At 68.2% G+C, this 16,114-nt stretch carries 12 protein-coding genes; 8 read left to right on the top strand and 4 right to left on the bottom strand.

Annotation, left to right across the window (positions count from 1 at the left end):
• Window positions 1-80: 80 nt before the first annotated feature.
• Genes NBM05_RS11565 through NBM05_RS11555 form a run of 3 tightly spaced genes read right to left on the bottom strand, consistent with a single transcriptional unit; the run spans window position 81 to window position 2,238 of the window.
• Window positions 81-872 (bottom strand): hypothetical protein, encoded by a 792-nt coding sequence (locus NBM05_RS11565; protein ID WP_254167541.1) that lies wholly within the window; start codon window positions 870-872, stop codon window positions 81-83.
• Entirely contained in the window at window positions 872-1,849 is a 978-nt protein-coding gene (locus NBM05_RS11560) for an ABC transporter ATP-binding protein (RefSeq protein WP_254167539.1), read from the bottom strand. Before NBM05_RS11560 ends, NBM05_RS11565 begins: the two co-directional genes overlap by 1 nt.
• Entirely contained in the window at window positions 1,846-2,238 is a 393-nt protein-coding gene (locus NBM05_RS11555) for a GntR family transcriptional regulator (RefSeq protein ID WP_373689326.1), read from the bottom strand. The genes NBM05_RS11560 and NBM05_RS11555 overlap by 4 nt, the downstream gene beginning before the upstream one ends.
• Window positions 2,239-2,589: 351 nt before the next feature.
• On the opposite strand from NBM05_RS11555, the gene NBM05_RS11550 reads away from it, so the two are divergent.
• From NBM05_RS11550 to NBM05_RS11510, 7 genes are all read left to right on the top strand, one after another.
• Entirely contained in the window at window positions 2,590-3,144 is a 555-nt protein-coding gene (locus tag NBM05_RS11550; RefSeq protein ID WP_254167521.1) for an HAD domain-containing protein, read from the top strand.
• Window positions 3,145-3,197: 53 nt separating this feature from the next.
• On the top strand, window positions 3,198-4,241 hold the full coding sequence (locus tag NBM05_RS11545) for an NAD(P)-dependent alcohol dehydrogenase (protein WP_254167519.1): 1,044 nt from the start codon (window positions 3,198-3,200) through the stop codon (window positions 4,239-4,241).
• 224 nt (window positions 4,242-4,465) lie between these two features.
• The gene (locus tag NBM05_RS11540) at window positions 4,466-4,924 is read left to right on the top strand and encodes a PHP domain-containing protein (protein WP_254167517.1); all 459 of its coding nucleotides are present in this window, start codon (window positions 4,466-4,468) and stop codon (window positions 4,922-4,924) included.
• 541 nt (window positions 4,925-5,465) lie between these two features.
• Window positions 5,466-8,096: a helix-hairpin-helix domain-containing protein gene (locus NBM05_RS15460; protein WP_444965572.1), complete on the top strand. Its 2,631-nt coding sequence runs from the start codon at window positions 5,466-5,468 to the stop codon at window positions 8,094-8,096.
• Between the two features lie 88 nt (window positions 8,097-8,184).
• Window positions 8,185-10,206: a threonine--tRNA ligase gene (gene thrS / locus NBM05_RS11520; RefSeq protein WP_254167512.1), complete on the top strand. Its 2,022-nt coding sequence runs from the start codon at window positions 8,185-8,187 to the stop codon at window positions 10,204-10,206.
• A gap of 466 nt (window positions 10,207-10,672) precedes the next feature.
• Window positions 10,673-12,757 carry an ATP-dependent nuclease gene (locus NBM05_RS11515; RefSeq protein ID WP_254167510.1) on the top strand — a complete coding sequence of 695 codons (2,085 nt, stop codon included), beginning with the start codon at window positions 10,673-10,675 and terminating at the stop codon, window positions 12,755-12,757.
• A gap of 1 nt (window position 12,758) precedes the next feature.
• On the top strand, window positions 12,759-14,468 hold the full coding sequence (locus NBM05_RS11510) for a UvrD-helicase domain-containing protein (protein WP_254167508.1): 1,710 nt from the start codon (window positions 12,759-12,761) through the stop codon (window positions 14,466-14,468).
• 93 nt (window positions 14,469-14,561) lie between these two features.
• Here NBM05_RS11510 and NBM05_RS11505 read toward each other — a convergent pair whose 3' ends face one another.
• Window positions 14,562-15,059 carry an FBP domain-containing protein gene (locus NBM05_RS11505; RefSeq protein WP_254167506.1) on the bottom strand — a complete coding sequence of 166 codons (498 nt, stop codon included), beginning with the start codon at window positions 15,057-15,059 and terminating at the stop codon, window positions 14,562-14,564.
• Between the two features lie 79 nt (window positions 15,060-15,138).
• Here NBM05_RS11505 and NBM05_RS11500 point away from each other — a divergent pair, with 79 nt between their 5' ends.
• Window positions 15,139-15,759 carry an HIT family protein gene (locus NBM05_RS11500; RefSeq protein WP_254167504.1) on the top strand — a complete coding sequence of 207 codons (621 nt, stop codon included), beginning with the start codon at window positions 15,139-15,141 and terminating at the stop codon, window positions 15,757-15,759.
• The last annotated feature ends 355 nt before the right edge of the window (window positions 15,760-16,114 follow it).

Genomic DNA, 16,114 nt, shown 5'->3' with positions numbered 1-16,114 from the left:
GCCCGACCCAGGGCGACGCGAAGCGGGCGGGGCCCGGATCCCTCCGCGCCCCGCCCGCTCCCCCGCGGCCGCCGCTCAGCTCACCTGAACGAGGCCCTCCGGTAGATCCACCAGCCGCCGCCCAGAGCCAGGAGCACGACGACGCCGAGCACCCACGGGACCAGCCCGCCGGGCAGCTCGCCGCCCACCACGAAGGTCGTGGTCGCCCCGTCCCGCTCGGCGCGGCTGAACGCCGCGATCACCAGCCCCAGCGCCCCGACCAGCAGGACGGAGGCCCCGACGATCGACAGCGTCAGCCCCATCGCCCCGGTCCGCAGGTAGATGGCGGTGAAGAACAGCGCCACCACCTGCGCCCCGAAGAACGTGCCGAGCGCGATCAGCCACGCCAGCAGGAGCGAGCCCCGGCCGAAGTAGATGATGTCGATGGCCGAGAGCCCCATGAACCAGCCGTGCGTGAGCCGCTCCAGCGCGATCAGCGCCACGAGTGTGGTGGCCGTCAGCGCGGCGCCCGCCAGCGCGTACAGGATGGCGCCCCACCAGACGTTGCGGCGGGTCATGCCCAGGCCGAGCATCGCCGTCGAGCCCTGGCCCACGGCGGAGCACAGGATGGCCAGCGGGGCGATGCTGCCCCACCAGATGACGGTCTGGTTGTAGGTCAGGCCGCTCGAGACGTCGGCCGCCTCCGCGTTCGAGGCCGCGACGATCACCGCGCCGACCACGAGCGAGAGCGCGCACACGACGACCACGATCCCCGGCCCCGTGAGCAGGCGCCCCGGGACGCTCAGGTAGTACCTGAACGCCAGGAGGGTGCGGCCGCCGGACGCGCCGCCCCCGTCCGCGACCAGCCTGTCCTCTGCCGTTGCGTTGCTCATCACAGGGCTCCTTCCTGCGCAGTGCTCTCGGTGACCGAGAGGGTTCCCATCGCGGCGACGACCTCCTGGAGGGAGACGGGCTCGACCTCGAGGCCGAGCTCGCGCGCCAGCGTCTCCGTGGCGTCGTCGAGGGGCGCGGCGACGACCACCATGGTCATCGAGCCGACGCTCTGACGGCGGCTCACCCGCTCCCCCGCCCCGGTGCTCTCGAGCAGCCGCTCGACGTCGCGCTCCGCCCCGGCGAGCCGATAGGCGTGCTCGCGGGCCTGCTCCTCCGACTCGTGGAGGGTGACCACGCCGTCGTCGAGGAGGATGACCTCGTTGAGGAGGTCGGCGATCTCGTCCACGAGGTGGGTCGAGATGATCACGGTCCGGGGGTGCTCGGCGAAGTCCTCCAGGAGCCGGTCGTAGAACAGGCCCCGGGCCACCGGGTCCAGCCCGCCGTAGGGCTCGTCGAGGATCGTCAGCTCGGCCCGGGAGGCCAGGCCCACGATGATGCCCAGCGCGGTCCGCTGCCCCGTGGACAGCTTCTTGCAGCGGGCCTTGGGGCTCAGCCGGAAGTCCGCGACCAGGCGCTGCGCGAACTCCTCGTCCCAGCCGAGGTAGGCGTGGCCGGCGGCCCGCAGGACGTGGCGGACGCGCATGTCGTCCGGGTAGCACTGGTGGTCCCTGACGTAGACGGTGCGGGCCAGCACCGCCGGGTTCTCGAGCGAGCGGCGGCCGAAGAGCTCGACGCTGCCCGAGCTGGGCAGGACCTGCCCCACCAGGGTGGACAGCAGCGTCGTCTTGCCCGCGCCGTTGCGGCCCACCAGGCCGTAGATGCGGCCGGGCGCGAGCTCGAGGTCCACGTCCCGCAGGGCCCGGACCTTGCCGAACCGGCGGTTGAGACCCCTGACGACGACGGCGGGCGCCTCGGTCCCGCCTGCGTCCGCGGGGACCCGGGACGTCTCGCCCCAGGGGGTGGCTGCGGTGGTCATGACTGCTCCTTCCGGGGCTCGCCCGCGGCGGTCGCGGCGCCCAGGCGCCGGCCGACCACCCTGAGGGCGTCCTCTGCGGTGAATCCGATGGCCCGCGCCTCGGCGACGAGGGGGTCGACGTAGTCGCGGACGAACTGCGCCTGACGCTCCTCGAGGAGGATCCGCCGGGCTCCGGTGGCGACGAACATCCCGATCCCGCGGCGCTTGTAGAGGATGCCGCGGGTGACGAGGGTGTTGACCCCCTTGCCCGCAGTCGCGGGGTTGATGCGGTGGAAGAGCGCGATCTCGTTGGTCGAGGGGACCTGGTCCTCCTCGCCGTACGTGCCGGCGAGGATGTCGGAGCTGATGCGGTCCGCCACCTGTTGGAAGATCGGCCGGGAATCGTCCACGGTCAGCCTCCCTCCTGGTTGCCTAGTTAGCTGGTTCATTACCTATGTAACTAACCATAGAACCACTTCGGCGGAAGTCAAGGGGGAATTCGGACGATTCGGAGCGGCGGTGGGAATCGGCCCGGCGCCGATCGGCCGGGTCCGACGCCGCGCTCGCGGCCACCGCGGGGGAGTGCGCGGCGGCGTTCGGGTCGCCCGTCCGGGGCTGACCGCCTGCTGTCCGGGCCCGGGCCGCGCCGTCCTGACTCCGCCGCCCGAGTCCGGGCCCGCGGTCCGGTCCCGCGTCCCACCGCCGCTCCGACGCCGCCGCACCCCTGCCGCCCGCGTCCGGGGTGTGGCAGAGTCGTCCCCATGAGCCGCGTCACACCCCTGGCCTTCATCGACGTCGACGGCGTCCTGAACCGCTTCGTCTCCTCCGACCTCGCGGCCCGGCGGGGTTACGACACCGTGACCCTGCGGCCCGCGATCCTGCCGATGAGCTTCACCCTGCACCTTGATCCGCAGGACACCCGGCGGCTGGGGGAGCTCGCCCGCTGCTTCGAGATGGCCTGGGCCACCACCTGGTCCCACGACGCGCCGCGCCTGGTCGCGCCCCGCCTGCAGCTGCCGGGCGACTGGCCCGTGGCCGAGACGGAGGCCGAGACCCCCGGGAAGGTCCCCGGGATCCTCGCCGTCGCCGCGGGCCGCCCCTTCGTCTGGCTCGACGACGCCCCCGCGCCCGAGGACCTGGAGCTGCTGCGGCGCTCGCGGACCCCGCACCTGCTGATCACCGTTGCGGCCCCCTACCTGACCCTCGCCGACCCGGCGGGGACCACCGGGCTGACCGACGAGCACGTCCGCCGCGCGATCGACTGGGCCGGGACGCTCGCGAGCGCTTCGGGACCCGACGATTCGGCCCCTGGCTGACACCCGCCTTCCCCCGCCCACCCCGCCGCCGACGAAGGAGTAGAACGGACACCATGAAAGCTTTACAGTACAAAGAAATCGGTCAGCCTCCCGTCCTCGTCGAGATCCCCACTCCCGAGCCCGGCCCCGGGCAGGTCCTGCTGAAGGTCACCGCCGCCGGGGTGTGCCACTCCGACGAGTTCGTCATGAGCCTCCCGGAGGACCAGTACGACTACGGGCTGCCGCTGACCCTGGGCCACGAGGGCGCCGGCGTCGTGCACCGGCTCGGCGAGGGCGTGGAGCACCTCGCGGTCGGCGACCCGGTGATGGTCTACGGCCCCTGGGGGTGCGGCCGCTGCCGCAACTGCGCCCAGGGCAAGGAGAACTACTGCACCAACGCCGCGGCCGAGGGGATCCGCCCGCCCGGGCTCGGCGCCCCCGGCGCGATCGCCGAGTACATGCTCGTCGACGACGCCCGCCACCTCGTGCCCCTGGGGGGCCTGGACCCGGTCGAGAACGTCTCCCTCAGCGACGCCGGCCTCACCCCGTACCACGCCATCAAACAGTCCCTGCCGAAGCTGCACGCCGGCTCCTACGCCGTCGTGATCGGCGCCGGCGGGCTCGGGCACGTGGGCATCCGGATGATCCGGCAGCTCTCCGGGGCCACGGTCATCGCGCTGGACGTCACCGAGGAGAAGCTCGACTTCGCCCGCGAGGTCGGGGCGCACCACGCGGTGCTCAGCGACGAGCACGCCGTCGACGCCGTCCGCGAGCTCACCGGGGGCCTCGGGGCCGACGCCGTGTTCGACTTCGTCGGCGCCCCGCCCACCACCAAGATCGCCGCCGGGGTGGCCGCGGTCGAGGCGGACGTGACGATCGTCGGCATCGGCGGGGGAGCGGTCCAGGCCGGCTTCGGCACCCTGCCCTTCGACGCGGCCGTGCGCGCACCGTACTGGGGGTCGCGCAGCGAGCTCATCGAGGTCCTCGACATGGCCCGCCGCGGCCAGGTCTCCGTGGAGGTGGAGACCTTCACCCTCGACGAGGCGCCGAAGGCCTACGAGCGGCTGCACGAGGGCACCCTGCGCGGGCGCGCGGTGATCGTGCCGAACGCCGACTGACGACTCGCCGCACCGGCTGACGAGTGGCCGGTCAGGGTGGGCGACTCGCCGCCCCGGGCGGCGACTCGCCCACCCGATCGACGACTCGCCACACCGACCCGCTAGACGGCCGCACCGGAGGACCGGTGCGGCCGTCGTCGCACGTGGGGGGGGGCGGGAAGAAACCTCCGCGACGCGCCGCGGACACGATTGACTTAAAATTCGAACATATATTCGATAGGGATGTGAGATTCCCGCACCTGGTCACCTACAGCTCCTACAGCTGGCACTACGGCGTCTCCACGCCGCGGGAGCTCGCGGCCGCGGCCGCCGCCCAGGGCGCGACCCACCTGGGACTGACCGACCGGGACGGCCTCTACGGGGCGGTCAAGCACGTCCGCGCCTGCCTCGACGCCGGGGTGACCCCCGTCCTGGGGGCCGACCTCGCGCTCGCGGACCCCGCGGGGCGGAAGGTGGTCGGGCGCGTGGTGCTCCTGGCGGAGGGGCACGACGCCGGCGCCGGCTACGGGGACCTCTGCGCCCTCGTCACCCGCGCCCACGCCCCCCGCGCCGCGGACGGCACGGTCCTCGACCCCCTCGACCCGGCCGGCCTCCTCGACCCGGCCAGCCCCCTCGGCCCGTCCGGCACGAGCGGCCCCGCCGGCTCCTCGACTCGGTCGGCTTCCCCGACCCGGCCGGCATGATCGACCCGGCCGCCCCGCGCACCCCTCCACCCCTCGGCACCCGCCCCCGCCTCACCGCCGCCGAGATCGCCCGCGCGGTGGCCGCCGGGCAGGGCCGCTTCGTCCTCCTGCTCGGCCCCGAGTCCGACGTCGGGCGCCTCGCCGCCGCGCGCCGCCCCCGCCTGGCCCGCGCCGCGCTCGCCGACTGGAAGCGCCTGATCGGCCCGGAGCGGATCCGCATCCACCTCGTTACCCACCTGACCCGCCCCGGTGAGCCCCGCAGCACCGCCCACGCCGCCCGGATGCTCGGGCTGGCCGAGGCGGCCGGCGTCGGCGCCGTGCTGAGCAACGCCGCCCGCTACGCGACCGAGGACCAGGCCGTGACCGCCGACCTGCTCGACGCCGCCCGCGGCCTGACCTCGCTCGTCGGCCCGGGAACCGCCTCCGACGTCCCACCCGGGCTCGACCCTGGCGCGTCACCGGCAGAACGCGGGTCCTGGGTCCGCCCCGCCGCCCCGCACCTGCAGCCCAACGGCCAGGGCTGGCTCAAGGACCCGCGCGCATGCGGGCCCTCGCCGCCGAGGTCACCGCCGCCGCGGGCACCCGCACCGGCCCGTCCCGCCTCCTCGCCGACACCGCCGCGCTCGCCGAGCGCTGCGGCCTGGACCCCGCCACCGACCTCGGCCTCGGCACCCCCGTGGTCCCCGAGGCCCACCTGACCGGCGCCACCGAGCCCCCCGCCGCCGAGCTGCGCGCCCGCTGCGAGGCCGGCCTGCACCGCCTCTACGGCTCCGGGGCCGCGCACGACGTCGTCGCCCCCGGCCTCGCCCCCGCCGACTACGAGAGCCCCCGCGCCCGCCTGGACCGGGAGCTGCGGGTCATCGAGAACCTCGGCTTCTGCTCCTACTTCCTCACCGTCGCCCACGTCTCCCGGCTCATCGGCGACCTCGGCATCCGCCGCGCCGCCCGCGGCTCCGGGGTGTCCTCCCTGGTCAACTACCTGCTCGGCGTCTCCGTGGTGGACCCGCTGCGGCACGGCCTGGTCTTCGAGCGCTTCCTCTCCGAGCGGCGCTCCACGCTGCCGGACATCGACATCGACGTCGAGTCCGCCCGCCGCCACGAGGTCTACCGCGCCGTCTTCGACCACTACGGCCCCGAGCGCGTCACCCTGATGTCCATGCACAACGGCTACCGCGCCCGCGGGGCCGTGCGCGACGCCGCCCGCGCCCTCGGCCTGCCCGCCGAGACCACCGACCGGATCGCCAAGTCCATCTGGCGCATCCCCGCCGGCGAGCTGCGCGAGCTGATCGAGGTCAAGCCCGAGCTCGCCGGCCTGCGCCGCGAGACCCGCGAGAACCCGGCCGTGGACCTGCTCATCGACCTCGTCGAGCGCCTCGACCGCCTCCCGCGCCACCTCTCCATGCACCCGTGCGGCGTCATCCTCTCCGATGCCGGCCTCCCGCGCCGCACCCCCGTCCAACCCTCCGGCATGGGCCTGCCCATGAGCCAGTACGACAAGCACGACATGGACCCCATGGGCCTGCTCAAGCTCGACATCCTCGGGGTGCGCATGCAGTCGGCCATGGCCCACACCCTCGACGAGATCGACCGCACCACCGGCGCCCGCCCCGACCTCGAGGCCATCGACACCCGGGACCCCGCGACCTTCGCCCTCATCCAATCCACCCACACCCTCGGCTGCTTCCAGATCGAGTCCCCGGGCCAGCGCGAGCTGATCGGCAAGCTCGTCCCCGAGACCGTGGGCGACCTCATCGCCGACATCTCCCTCTTCCGGCCCGGCCCCATGCAGTCGGACATGGTCCGGCCCTACCTCGAGTCCCGCCACGGCTTCGCCGCGCCCCGCTACCCCCACCCGGACCTCGTCCCCTACCTGGAGGAGACCTCCGGCGTCGTGATCTTCCACGAGCAGGTCATCCACCTCATCGCCACGCTGACCGGCTGCGACCGGGCCGAGGCCGACGAGCACCGGCGCTCGCTGGGAGGCCCCCGGCAGGGGGAGACGGAAGGCACCTTCCGCGCCGCCGCCCTCGCCCGCGGCTACGCCCCGGAGACCGTCGAGGCCGTGTGGGGGATCCTCGCCGCCTTCGGCTCCTTCGGCTTCTGCAAGGCCCACGGCGCGGCCTTCGCGATCCCCACCTACCAGTCAGCCTGGCTCAAGGCCCACTACCCGGCGCACTTCCTCACCGGCCTCCTCGAGCACGACCCCGGCATGTACCCCCGCCGCCTCCTCCTCGCCGAGGCCCGCCGGCTCGGGGTGCGGCTGCTGCCCCTGGACGTCAACCGCTCCGACCGCTCCTACCGCGCCGAGCGCCTCCCGGACCGCCCCGGCGCGCCCGACGCCGCCCGGGACTGGGCCGTGCGCCTGCCCCTGACCCAGCTCTCCGGCATCGGGGAGGCCGAGGTCGAGCGGATCCTCGCCCACGCCCCCTACACCTCGGCCGCGGACCTGCGCGACCGCGCCCGGCCCCGCCGCCCCACCCTCGAGCGCCTCGCCGCGGTGGGGGCCCTCGACGCGGCCGTGTTCGCCGGCGTCGACGCCGAGGGGGCCGACGCCGCCCGCACGCCCCGCCCGTGGCCCATCCAGCTCGCCCTGCCCCTCCCGGCGTCGGACCAGGGCCTCGCCCCGGACCGCGGAACCGGCGACCTCGCCGGGACCCTGCGCACCGAGCTGGACCTGCTCGAGCTGGACGTCTCCGCGCACCTCATGGCCGCCCACGCCCAGCGCCTCGCCGCCTGGCCGATCACCCGCGCCGCGGACCTGCTCTCCCTGCGCACGCGCACCCCCGTGTGGGTGGCCGGCGTCCGCGTGTCCACCATGACCCCGCCCATGCGCAGCGGCCGGCGCGTGGTGTTCATCTCCCTCGACGACGGCACCGGCTGCGTCGACGCCGCCTTCTTCGACGAGGCCCAGCAGCTCACCGGCCCCGAGCTCTTCGGCACCCCCATGCTCCTGATCCGCGGCACCACCCGCCGCACCGGGCCCCGCGGCATCTCGCTCACCGCCCACCGGGCCTGGGACCTCACCGCGATCCTCGAGGGCCGCGCCCCCGCCCCGTTCACCCCGGGGGACGCGGCCCGCCGCACGGCGCCGCCACCCGCCGACGCTGCTCACCGGGCAGCGATACCGCCCACCGACGCGGCCCGCCGCACGGCGCTCCCACCCACCGGGTAGAATCACCACGTCGCCCCGACCAGGGCGCACAGCGCACCACGCACGCCCCCGGTATCGGCGTGCGCCCCACGAACCTCCAGGAGGACCCATGCCAGTGCCCGAGAACCTGCACATCACCGTCGACGGCGAGGACCAGCAGGTGGGCACCGGCACCACCGCCGCGGACCTGTTCGCCGAGCGGCCCGACGTCGTCGTCGCCCGCGTCAACGACGTCCTCAAGGACCTCGCCACCGAGCTGTCCGAGGGCGACCGCGTGGTCCCCGTGACCCTCGAGGAGCCCGAGGGCCTGGAGGTCCTGCGCCACTCCACCGCGCACGTCATGGCCCAGGCCGTGCAGCAGCTGCGGCCCGACGCCAAGCTCGGCATCGGCCCGTACATCACCGACGGCTTCTACTTCGACTTCGACGTCGAGGAGCCCTTCACCCCGGAGGACCTCAAGAAGCTCGAGAAGATGATGCTCAAGATCGCCAAGTCGGGACAGACCTTCCGGCGCCGCGTCGTCACCCACGAGCAGGCCCAGGCCGAGATGGCCGACGAGCCGTACAAGCTCGAGCTGCTCGGGCTCTCCCAGGGGCCCGGCTCCGGGTCCGACGCCGCCGAGGGCGCCTCCGTGGAGGTCGGCGAGGGCGAGATCACGATCTACGACAACGTCGACCGCAAGGGCGAGGCCGTCTGGAAGGACCTGTGCCGCGGCCCGCACCTGCCCACCACCAAGCCGATCCCCGGCGGCTACGCCCTGACCCGCGCGGGCGGCGCCTACTGGCGCGGCTCGGAGAAGAACCCGATGCTGCAGCGCATCTACGGCACCGCCTGGCCCTCCAAGGACGCGCTCGCGGCCTACAAGGAGCGCATCGCCGAGGCCGAGCGCCGGGACCACCGCCGCCTGGGCGAGGAGCTGGACCTGTTCTCCTTCCCCAAGTCCATCGGCCCCGGCCTGCCCGTGTTCCACCCCAAGGGCGGGGTCATCAAGCGCGTCATGGAGGACTACGTCCGGGAGCGGCACATCGCGGAGGGCTTCGACTACGTCGGGACCCCGCACATCGCCAAGGAGGACCTGTTCTACACCTCCGGGCACCTGCCGTACTACTCGCACGGGATGTTCCCGGCCATGGAGCTGGACAACGGCGACTACCGCCTCAAGGCGATGAACTGCCCCATGCACAACGAGATCTTCCGCTCCCGCGGCCGCTCCTACCGCGAGCTGCCGCTGCGGTTCTTCGAGTTCGGCACCGTGTACCGCGACGAGAAGTCGGGCGTGCTGCAGGGCCTGACCCGCGTCCGCATGATCACCCAGGACGACTCGCACAGCTACGTGACCAAGGAGCAGGCCCCGGGCGAGGTCAAGCACCTCCTGGACTTCATGCTCTCCCTGCTGGTCGACTTCGGCATGACCGACTTCTACCTCGAGCTCTCCACCCGGGAGACCGAGGGGGAGAAGAAGGACAAGTTCATCGGCACCGACGAGCAGTGGGACGAGGCCACCGCGATCCTCGAGCAGGTCGCCGCGGAGACCGGCCTGGAGCTCGTGGCGGACCCGGGCGGGGCCGCGTTCTACGGTCCCAAGATCTCGGTGCAGGCCAAGGACGCGATCGGCCGCACCTGGCAGATGTCCACGGTCCAGTACGACTTCAACCAGCCCGCCCGCTTCGGGCTGGAGTACCAGGCCGCGGACGGCTCCCGCCAGGAGCCGGTGATGATCCACTCCGCCAAGTTCGGCTCGATCGAGCGGTTCATGGGCGTGCTGACCGAGCACTACGCCGGCGCGTTCCCGGCCTGGCTGGCCCCGGTGCAGGTCATCGGCATCCCCGTGGCCGAGGCGTTCAACGACTACCTGGCCGAGGTGGCCGCGAAGCTGAAGGCCCGCGGCATCCGCGTGGAGGTCGACTACGGCACGGACCGCTTCCCGAAGAAGATCCGCAACGCCTCGAAGCAGAAGGCCCCGTTCGTCCTGATCGCCGGGGGAGAGGACGCGGAGAACGGCGCCGTCTCCTTCCGCTTCCGCGACGGCTCGCAGGAGAACGGCGTGCCCGTGGACGACGCCGTGGAGCGCATCGCGTCCCACGTGGCGCAGCGGGTGAACACGGACCCGACGGGGGACGCGCAGGAGTAAGACGACACCGAAGGGGCCGGCCCGATGGGGCCGGCCCCTTCGCGTAATCCGTGGGATCTCTGAGAGAAGAGACTTCAAAGACCACAACTGCCCCGGCGGCCCAACTGGCTGCCATCACCCGCCGGGTCGAGCAGCTGGGTCAACGAATGTGATACTGCACGGACAGTGCCATAGGCCCAATCAGGTGGATATCGTCATAGGCTACGCAATAAGCCGGTCCTTGCCGCGGCCCACACTGGAAGGACGGACTGCGAAAGTCAGTACTCATCGTTATCCTGTGCGGGCGCCAATGTGACCTTCGGTGAGCGTATATCGAACACTATCGAGATCTTCAGAACGGCGGCCATGGAGACAGGGGTGCATCGCGGTGACCGGGCGGCTTCTAGTTGACCACTTGAAGACACAAGAGTGTTAATACTTGCCAGGACAGCTAGGATGGAACTAGTTGAGCAGGAAGGCGTGAACGGTGGACGCAGCAGACGCAACGATGCGACCCAAATCGACGCAAACGGCCGGTTGTGACACGGGCATCTCCGCGATGTATCTGAAAGAACTCACCGTCCGTGGATTCCGATCCTGCGAGGATGTAACAATTCCGCTCTCGCGCGGTATTACTTTGTTAGTCGGCGAGAACAATTCAGGCAAATCGAATGTTATCGAGGCGATTCGACTTTCTACCGCGCCGCTCAATGGAAGACGCGCGCGCTACTTTGAGGTCGAAGATGTGACGCGGGGTCATGACGGCCCTATAACCATCACTGCCAGATTTGCTGATCTAACATCATTTCAGCGTGCGCATTTCATCGGCGCACTGGACCTTAATACTAACGAAGCCGTCCACTGTACAAAATACCGACCGCCCTCCGATAGTATCTCCCGTGGGCGCGTGGATCATCTGGTTGGCGTGTCGGCCGCACCAGATCCCGAGCCCGAAAAGCGGGAGCACATAAATCATGTTTACCTTATGCCTTTACGCGATGCACAGCGTGAGCTGGATTCTTACTCAGGGACAAGACTGGCTCGAATAATTCAATACTTGACGAGCCCTGAGGAGCAAGCGGAATTCGTCAAAACAGCAACATCATCAATGGACAACCTGGCCAGTCACCCAGTGGTGAGGCGCGTGCAAACAGCGATTCAAAACCATTTGACCGGATTAACTGCCCCCGGGCGAAAACAGTCCATGGATGCTACCTACGACCCGCCCGAACTTGTACGCCTAGCTCGTAACCTGCGCCTAAAGATGGCGGAGACGGGCCTCAGCGTCGCTGATTTAAGTGAGTCCGGTTTAGGATACGCCAACTTGCTCTTTATGGCGACAGTAATCCTCGAGCTGCAGAACTCTAAGGAGTCCGAGCTTACGCTTTTCCTCGTCGAGGAACCGGAAGCCCATCTTCATCCACAACTGCAGTCAGTCCTTTTACAATTCCTTATTGATCAGGCTGCGGAATCCGCGCGTAATGATGCCTCCTCACCTGCTGGCCGGATCCAGGTGATCGCTACAACCCACTCTCCCAACCTGGCCAATGCTGTAGGAATCGATGATATCATTGTGTTGCGTCCTCGCGCGAATAAAACGAGCACGAAAGGTGTGGCTTCTACCAGCGTCATTCCGCTCGCTGCACTTCCCCTTGACTCTAATGAGAAACGTAAGATCAACCAGTACCTCGATGCGAGCCGCTCCGAACTACTCTTCGCTCGACGTGCCGTGCTCGTCGAGGGTATTGCTGAGGCGGTTTTACTTCCAGTCTTAGCACGCAAGTGCATCTACTCCAGTGCTTCCGATGGTGATACTCAGGCACGCCGAGCGTTCGCTGGAGTCTCTCTTATTACTGTCGGATCGGTAGATTTCAAACCATACATGAAACTTTTGCTCTCCGTCGTGGGCGGGCAACGGCTTGTTGACTCGCTGTGTGTCGTCACCGACGCAGACCCGGCCCTGTCGAGAACTGAGACTTTCGCTCCTGAGGTTTCCGAAGCGTGGTCACGGGCGGAAGGCACGTCTATTGAGGGCCGCTATGAGACCAACGATCTGGTGATGACCAATGGACAAGCAAGGCGAAACATAGTCAGCACGCATTCGACTCAAGAGCCGTTAGGCCACAAGTCAGAAGATGGTGATGAAGTAGATAGCGAGCAATTAGAAAGCGACGCGCAGGGCGATGCGGTCGAGGAGACGATTTACAATCGGGCCGCAGATCTTCAAGCGCTTGTCGAGAGTCTGAGAGCGACGGATGTCGTTCACATCGCAGAGGCGCCTCACACGCTCGAAGCGGACTTGCTTGAGCCAGGTAAGAACAATCGAGAGCTTTTAAAAAAGGCTTACCTGCGTCAGAAACCTCGATCAGCAAAAGCTTGGGAGTCAATTGCCAAAAACGATAACCCGCCGCAGAAATTTTATGAGAAGCTTCGCGCAAACAAGCGCCTACTCAGCAAGGGTGAGTTCGCGCACGACGTAGCTCAATTGATTGTTGCCGGCGACCCGTTCACATGCCCGGATTATCTCAAGCAAGCCATAGTTTTTATCACAACGCCCCCAGCTCATGCCTAGCATGAAATTCACTGACGCGCAGATGGCGCTGATTCGCGCGGAGATAGGGACGTATGTGGAAGCTTGCCCGGGTGCGGGTAAAACCCAATCGATCGTGCAGCGATTTGTTGACAGGCCACTGACACATCCACGCAAGGGTGTCGGTTTGATTTCTTTTACGAATGCGGCCATAGATGAGGCCAGGGCACGATGCATATCCGAGCCGGCTCTCAAAGAGGTTCCAAACTTTATCGGAACCATAGACGGTTTTATTAACCGCTTCTTGGTTGGACCAACTTACTTGGCACGCCGCCGAATAAGCCCCAGCTTTTATGAGTCGTGGTCGGCAGTACCTAACAGTCACGTCAAGGTCAATGGAATTCAGTTTAAGGCCAGTCTTGACTGGTTTATAATTCGTAGTAATTCCGCGCGTCTAATTCCGGAAAGAGTGCCAATCGAACTACGCAAAGTGGCCTTCAACCTTAAGAAAAATCAGCGGTTAGGGCTTGAGGGTGAGGCTCTGCGAATCTGGAAACTATTCGTAAGGCGCGGAACGTTGACTGCGTCGGCTGCCAGAGTAGCGCTGCAGTCATACCTTGCCGATTCCGAGCGGCGTGAGCAGTTAGGAATGCTTCTCGCAGATAGATTCGTGGAAGTCATAGTCGACGAGGTTCAAGATTGTAGCGAGGAAGATATTCTCGTGCTTGACCTTCTACATGAGTTTGGGGTGAATATCATTGCTGTCGGTGACCCGGATCAGTCTATCTACGCGTTTCGATCCGATGCGCCAGTTAACACCAATAATTTCCTACGCAAGCTTTCTGTGGGAGAGCGCCTTAACGGCAATTTCCGCTCGTCACCAGCCATTTGCGCAGCTGTCAATAGCCTGCGCGCAGGATCCGAGCGTGACGAGCCAATCGGTCGTTGCGTTGAGGTCAATGAGCCCGTAGTCCTGCTGTCCTACCGTCGTCGTCAATGCCTCCCCAAGCTGCTCGTTAGAGCCACTAGGAACCGAAATTTCGCGGAAGACGATCTTATGGTAATTGCCCACAGCTCTGAACATGCGCGAGTGGCAGCCGGTGCCCCCAGCACCAGATCAGACTCTACAAACAAGCTTGTGATCATGGCGCGCGCGCATCACGTGATTGGGGACCCCCGCCGAAACGGCCTTGAACGCGTCGCGGCTATCCGTACTCTCGAGCGAACCATCCGAGAACTTGGAGTCGCCGATGTAGTCAATCTGAACCAATCCGACTACCTTGAGGTGTGTGGACTCTCAGAAGGCACTTTCCGAGAGGCGTGCTTACGAATCGCCGCGGCGTTGCCTCGGCCGTTCGATATGAAACCTTCGAATTTCCGGGCGAAACTCCAGACGTTCAAGGCCTCTCAGGGACAGCTGCGCTGGACATCTCAACCGCTCAGATCCCCTCGAGGTGACACCTGGCCGGACTCACTCACTGATGATCAGGACATTGGACCGTTGACGCATTCTACAATTCATGCCCTGAAAGGGCGTCAATCGCCAGCGGTGGCTCTGATCATACCTGAGGGGCGAGCTGAAGGTGATGGCGTGCGGCAATGGTGTGACGGAATCAAGGGGGAAGAACGACGTGTGCTCTACGTTGGAGCATCGCGCGCTGAGAGCCTACTGATCATTGCGGCCCATGAGTCGGTCTTTGAATTCGTGGAGGCGCAATTAAACGGTGATGGAGTTCCAACGGTACTTGCGTAATAGCCATGGCAAGCTAATCATTGTCTAAGGACGTACTATTCCCACTTGTAGCCTTCTACACCGTAGAGATGGGTGAGGACGGCTGGCCGATACTTACTTCTCATCCTCCAACTTCGCCACGAACCGCCGCGCCTTCGCCAGCGTCCGCTCCCGCCGGTCCTCCAGCGTCATGGTCTCCTCCATCTGCCGGATGCCCTGGGGCCGACGTCGTCCCAGCGTGTAGTCCGAGCAGCGCAGGTTGGAGCACAGGTACGTCCCCAGGGAGCTGTGCCGCCCTTTCCGCGCCGAGGGCCTGGCCGCCGAGTACAGCGCGACGCCGCTGCCCGGGTGCAGGGTCATGCAGAACTGGCACATCTGCGCCGAGCCGCCGCTGCGCTGCTCGGTCTTGGTCAGCACGATGCCGCGCGGCCCGTCCTCGGTCTCCACCACGGCGTAGCCGCGCTGCGGGCTCTTCGGGTCGATCCACCCGAGGAAGATCTCGGCCGGCCACTCCCACGTGGCGAGCCCCGCGGGCAGGTTCAGCCGCTGGGCCTCGCCCTTGGAGCAGTTGATGAAGCTACTACGGATCTGGGATTCGGTCAGGGGCTGCATGCTTCCACAGTAGTCCCGCCGGAGCGTCGGCGGCCGCGACCTCGCCCGCCGCGCGGCCCGCACGGCCTAAGCTGGTCCCATGAGCGACGCGCCAGACTGCACCACCGACGACTTCGAGCTGCCGGGCGTCCCCGACCCGTTCCAGCGCCTGTGGACCCCGCACCGCCGCGCCTACGTCAGCGGCGGCCAGCAGGACTACACCGAGAGCTCCTGTCCGTTCTGCGCCGCGCCGCGCCGCACCGACGAGGAGTCGCTGATCGTGCACCGCGGGCGCAGCGTCTACGTCGTGCTGAACCTCTACCCGTACAACCCCGGGCACGTGCTCATCTGCCCGTACCGCCACATCGCCCAGTACGACGAGACCACCGACGAGGAGATGGTCGAGATCGGCGAGTGCACCCGCACCGTGATGGGCGTGCTGCGCGAGAGCTCCCACGCGGCCGGGTTCAACATCGGCATGAACCAGGGGAAGGTCGGGGGAGCGGGGATCGCGGCCCACCTGCACCAGCACGTCGTCCCGCGCTGGAACGGGGACACCAACTTCCTGCCCATCGTGGCCGGCACCAAGGCCGTCACCCAGACGCTGAGCGAGATCCGCGAGCTGCTGGCCGAGGCGTGGCCCGCCGACCCCCCGTCGGGGCAGGTGACCGCCGACGGCGCGCCCGAGGCGAATCCCGCCGCCCGGGCCTCTCAGGGGTAGCCGGCCGCCGGGGCCTCGGCGGGGCACGACGACGTCGCCCGGTTGCGCTGCGACGGAGCGGAACGTGGGGCTCCGGCATGCCCGCGGCCACAGTGGCTCAGAACAGGCTGTGCTGCGTCCCCGTCGCCTGCCCCGAGTCCTCGACCCACCGGCACGCCCGGTTCTTCAGCCCGGCCGTGCTGACGAGCAGGGCGGGGCCGGCGTCGTCGTCCAGGGCACCGGTGAGGAAGCAGCACCGGCGCGTCCGAGGCGCCGAGCGCGCGCAGCCGCGGGACCCACTTTGCGGGCTCCACGTAGAGCACGCGCGTGTCGTTCAGGCTCGTCACGGCCGCGATCGGCGGGTACCGCAGGGCGC

Origin of the sequence: Rothia santali (assembly GCF_024199905.1) — a bacterium.
GTDB classification, from domain to species: domain Bacteria; phylum Actinomycetota; class Actinomycetes; order Actinomycetales; family Micrococcaceae; genus Rothia; species Rothia santali.
Note: the sequence above shows the minus strand (reverse complement) of the source record. Positions and strands in the feature narration are given on the sequence as shown.

Excerpts from the sequence above, each read along its gene's own strand:
- NBM05_RS11565 (WP_254167541.1), bottom strand. The coding sequence starts at position 872 with ATGAGCAACGCAACGGCAGAGGACAGGCTGGTCGCGGACGGGGGCGGC.
- NBM05_RS11560 (WP_254167539.1), bottom strand. The coding sequence starts at position 1,849 with ATGACCACCGCAGCCACCCCCTGGGGCGAGACGTCCCGGGTCCCCGCG.
- NBM05_RS11550 (WP_254167521.1), top strand. The coding sequence starts at position 2,590 with ATGAGCCGCGTCACACCCCTGGCCTTCATCGACGTCGACGGCGTCCTG.
- NBM05_RS11545 (WP_254167519.1), top strand. The coding sequence starts at position 3,198 with ATGAAAGCTTTACAGTACAAAGAAATCGGTCAGCCTCCCGTCCTCGTC.
- NBM05_RS15460 (WP_444965572.1), top strand. The coding sequence starts at position 5,466 with ATGCGGGCCCTCGCCGCCGAGGTCACCGCCGCCGCGGGCACCCGCACC.
- thrS (WP_254167512.1), top strand. The coding sequence starts at position 8,185 with ATGCCAGTGCCCGAGAACCTGCACATCACCGTCGACGGCGAGGACCAG.
- NBM05_RS11510 (WP_254167508.1), top strand. The coding sequence starts at position 12,759 with ATGAAATTCACTGACGCGCAGATGGCGCTGATTCGCGCGGAGATAGGG.
- NBM05_RS11505 (WP_254167506.1), bottom strand. The coding sequence starts at position 15,059 with ATGCAGCCCCTGACCGAATCCCAGATCCGTAGTAGCTTCATCAACTGC.
- NBM05_RS11500 (WP_254167504.1), top strand. The coding sequence starts at position 15,139 with ATGAGCGACGCGCCAGACTGCACCACCGACGACTTCGAGCTGCCGGGC.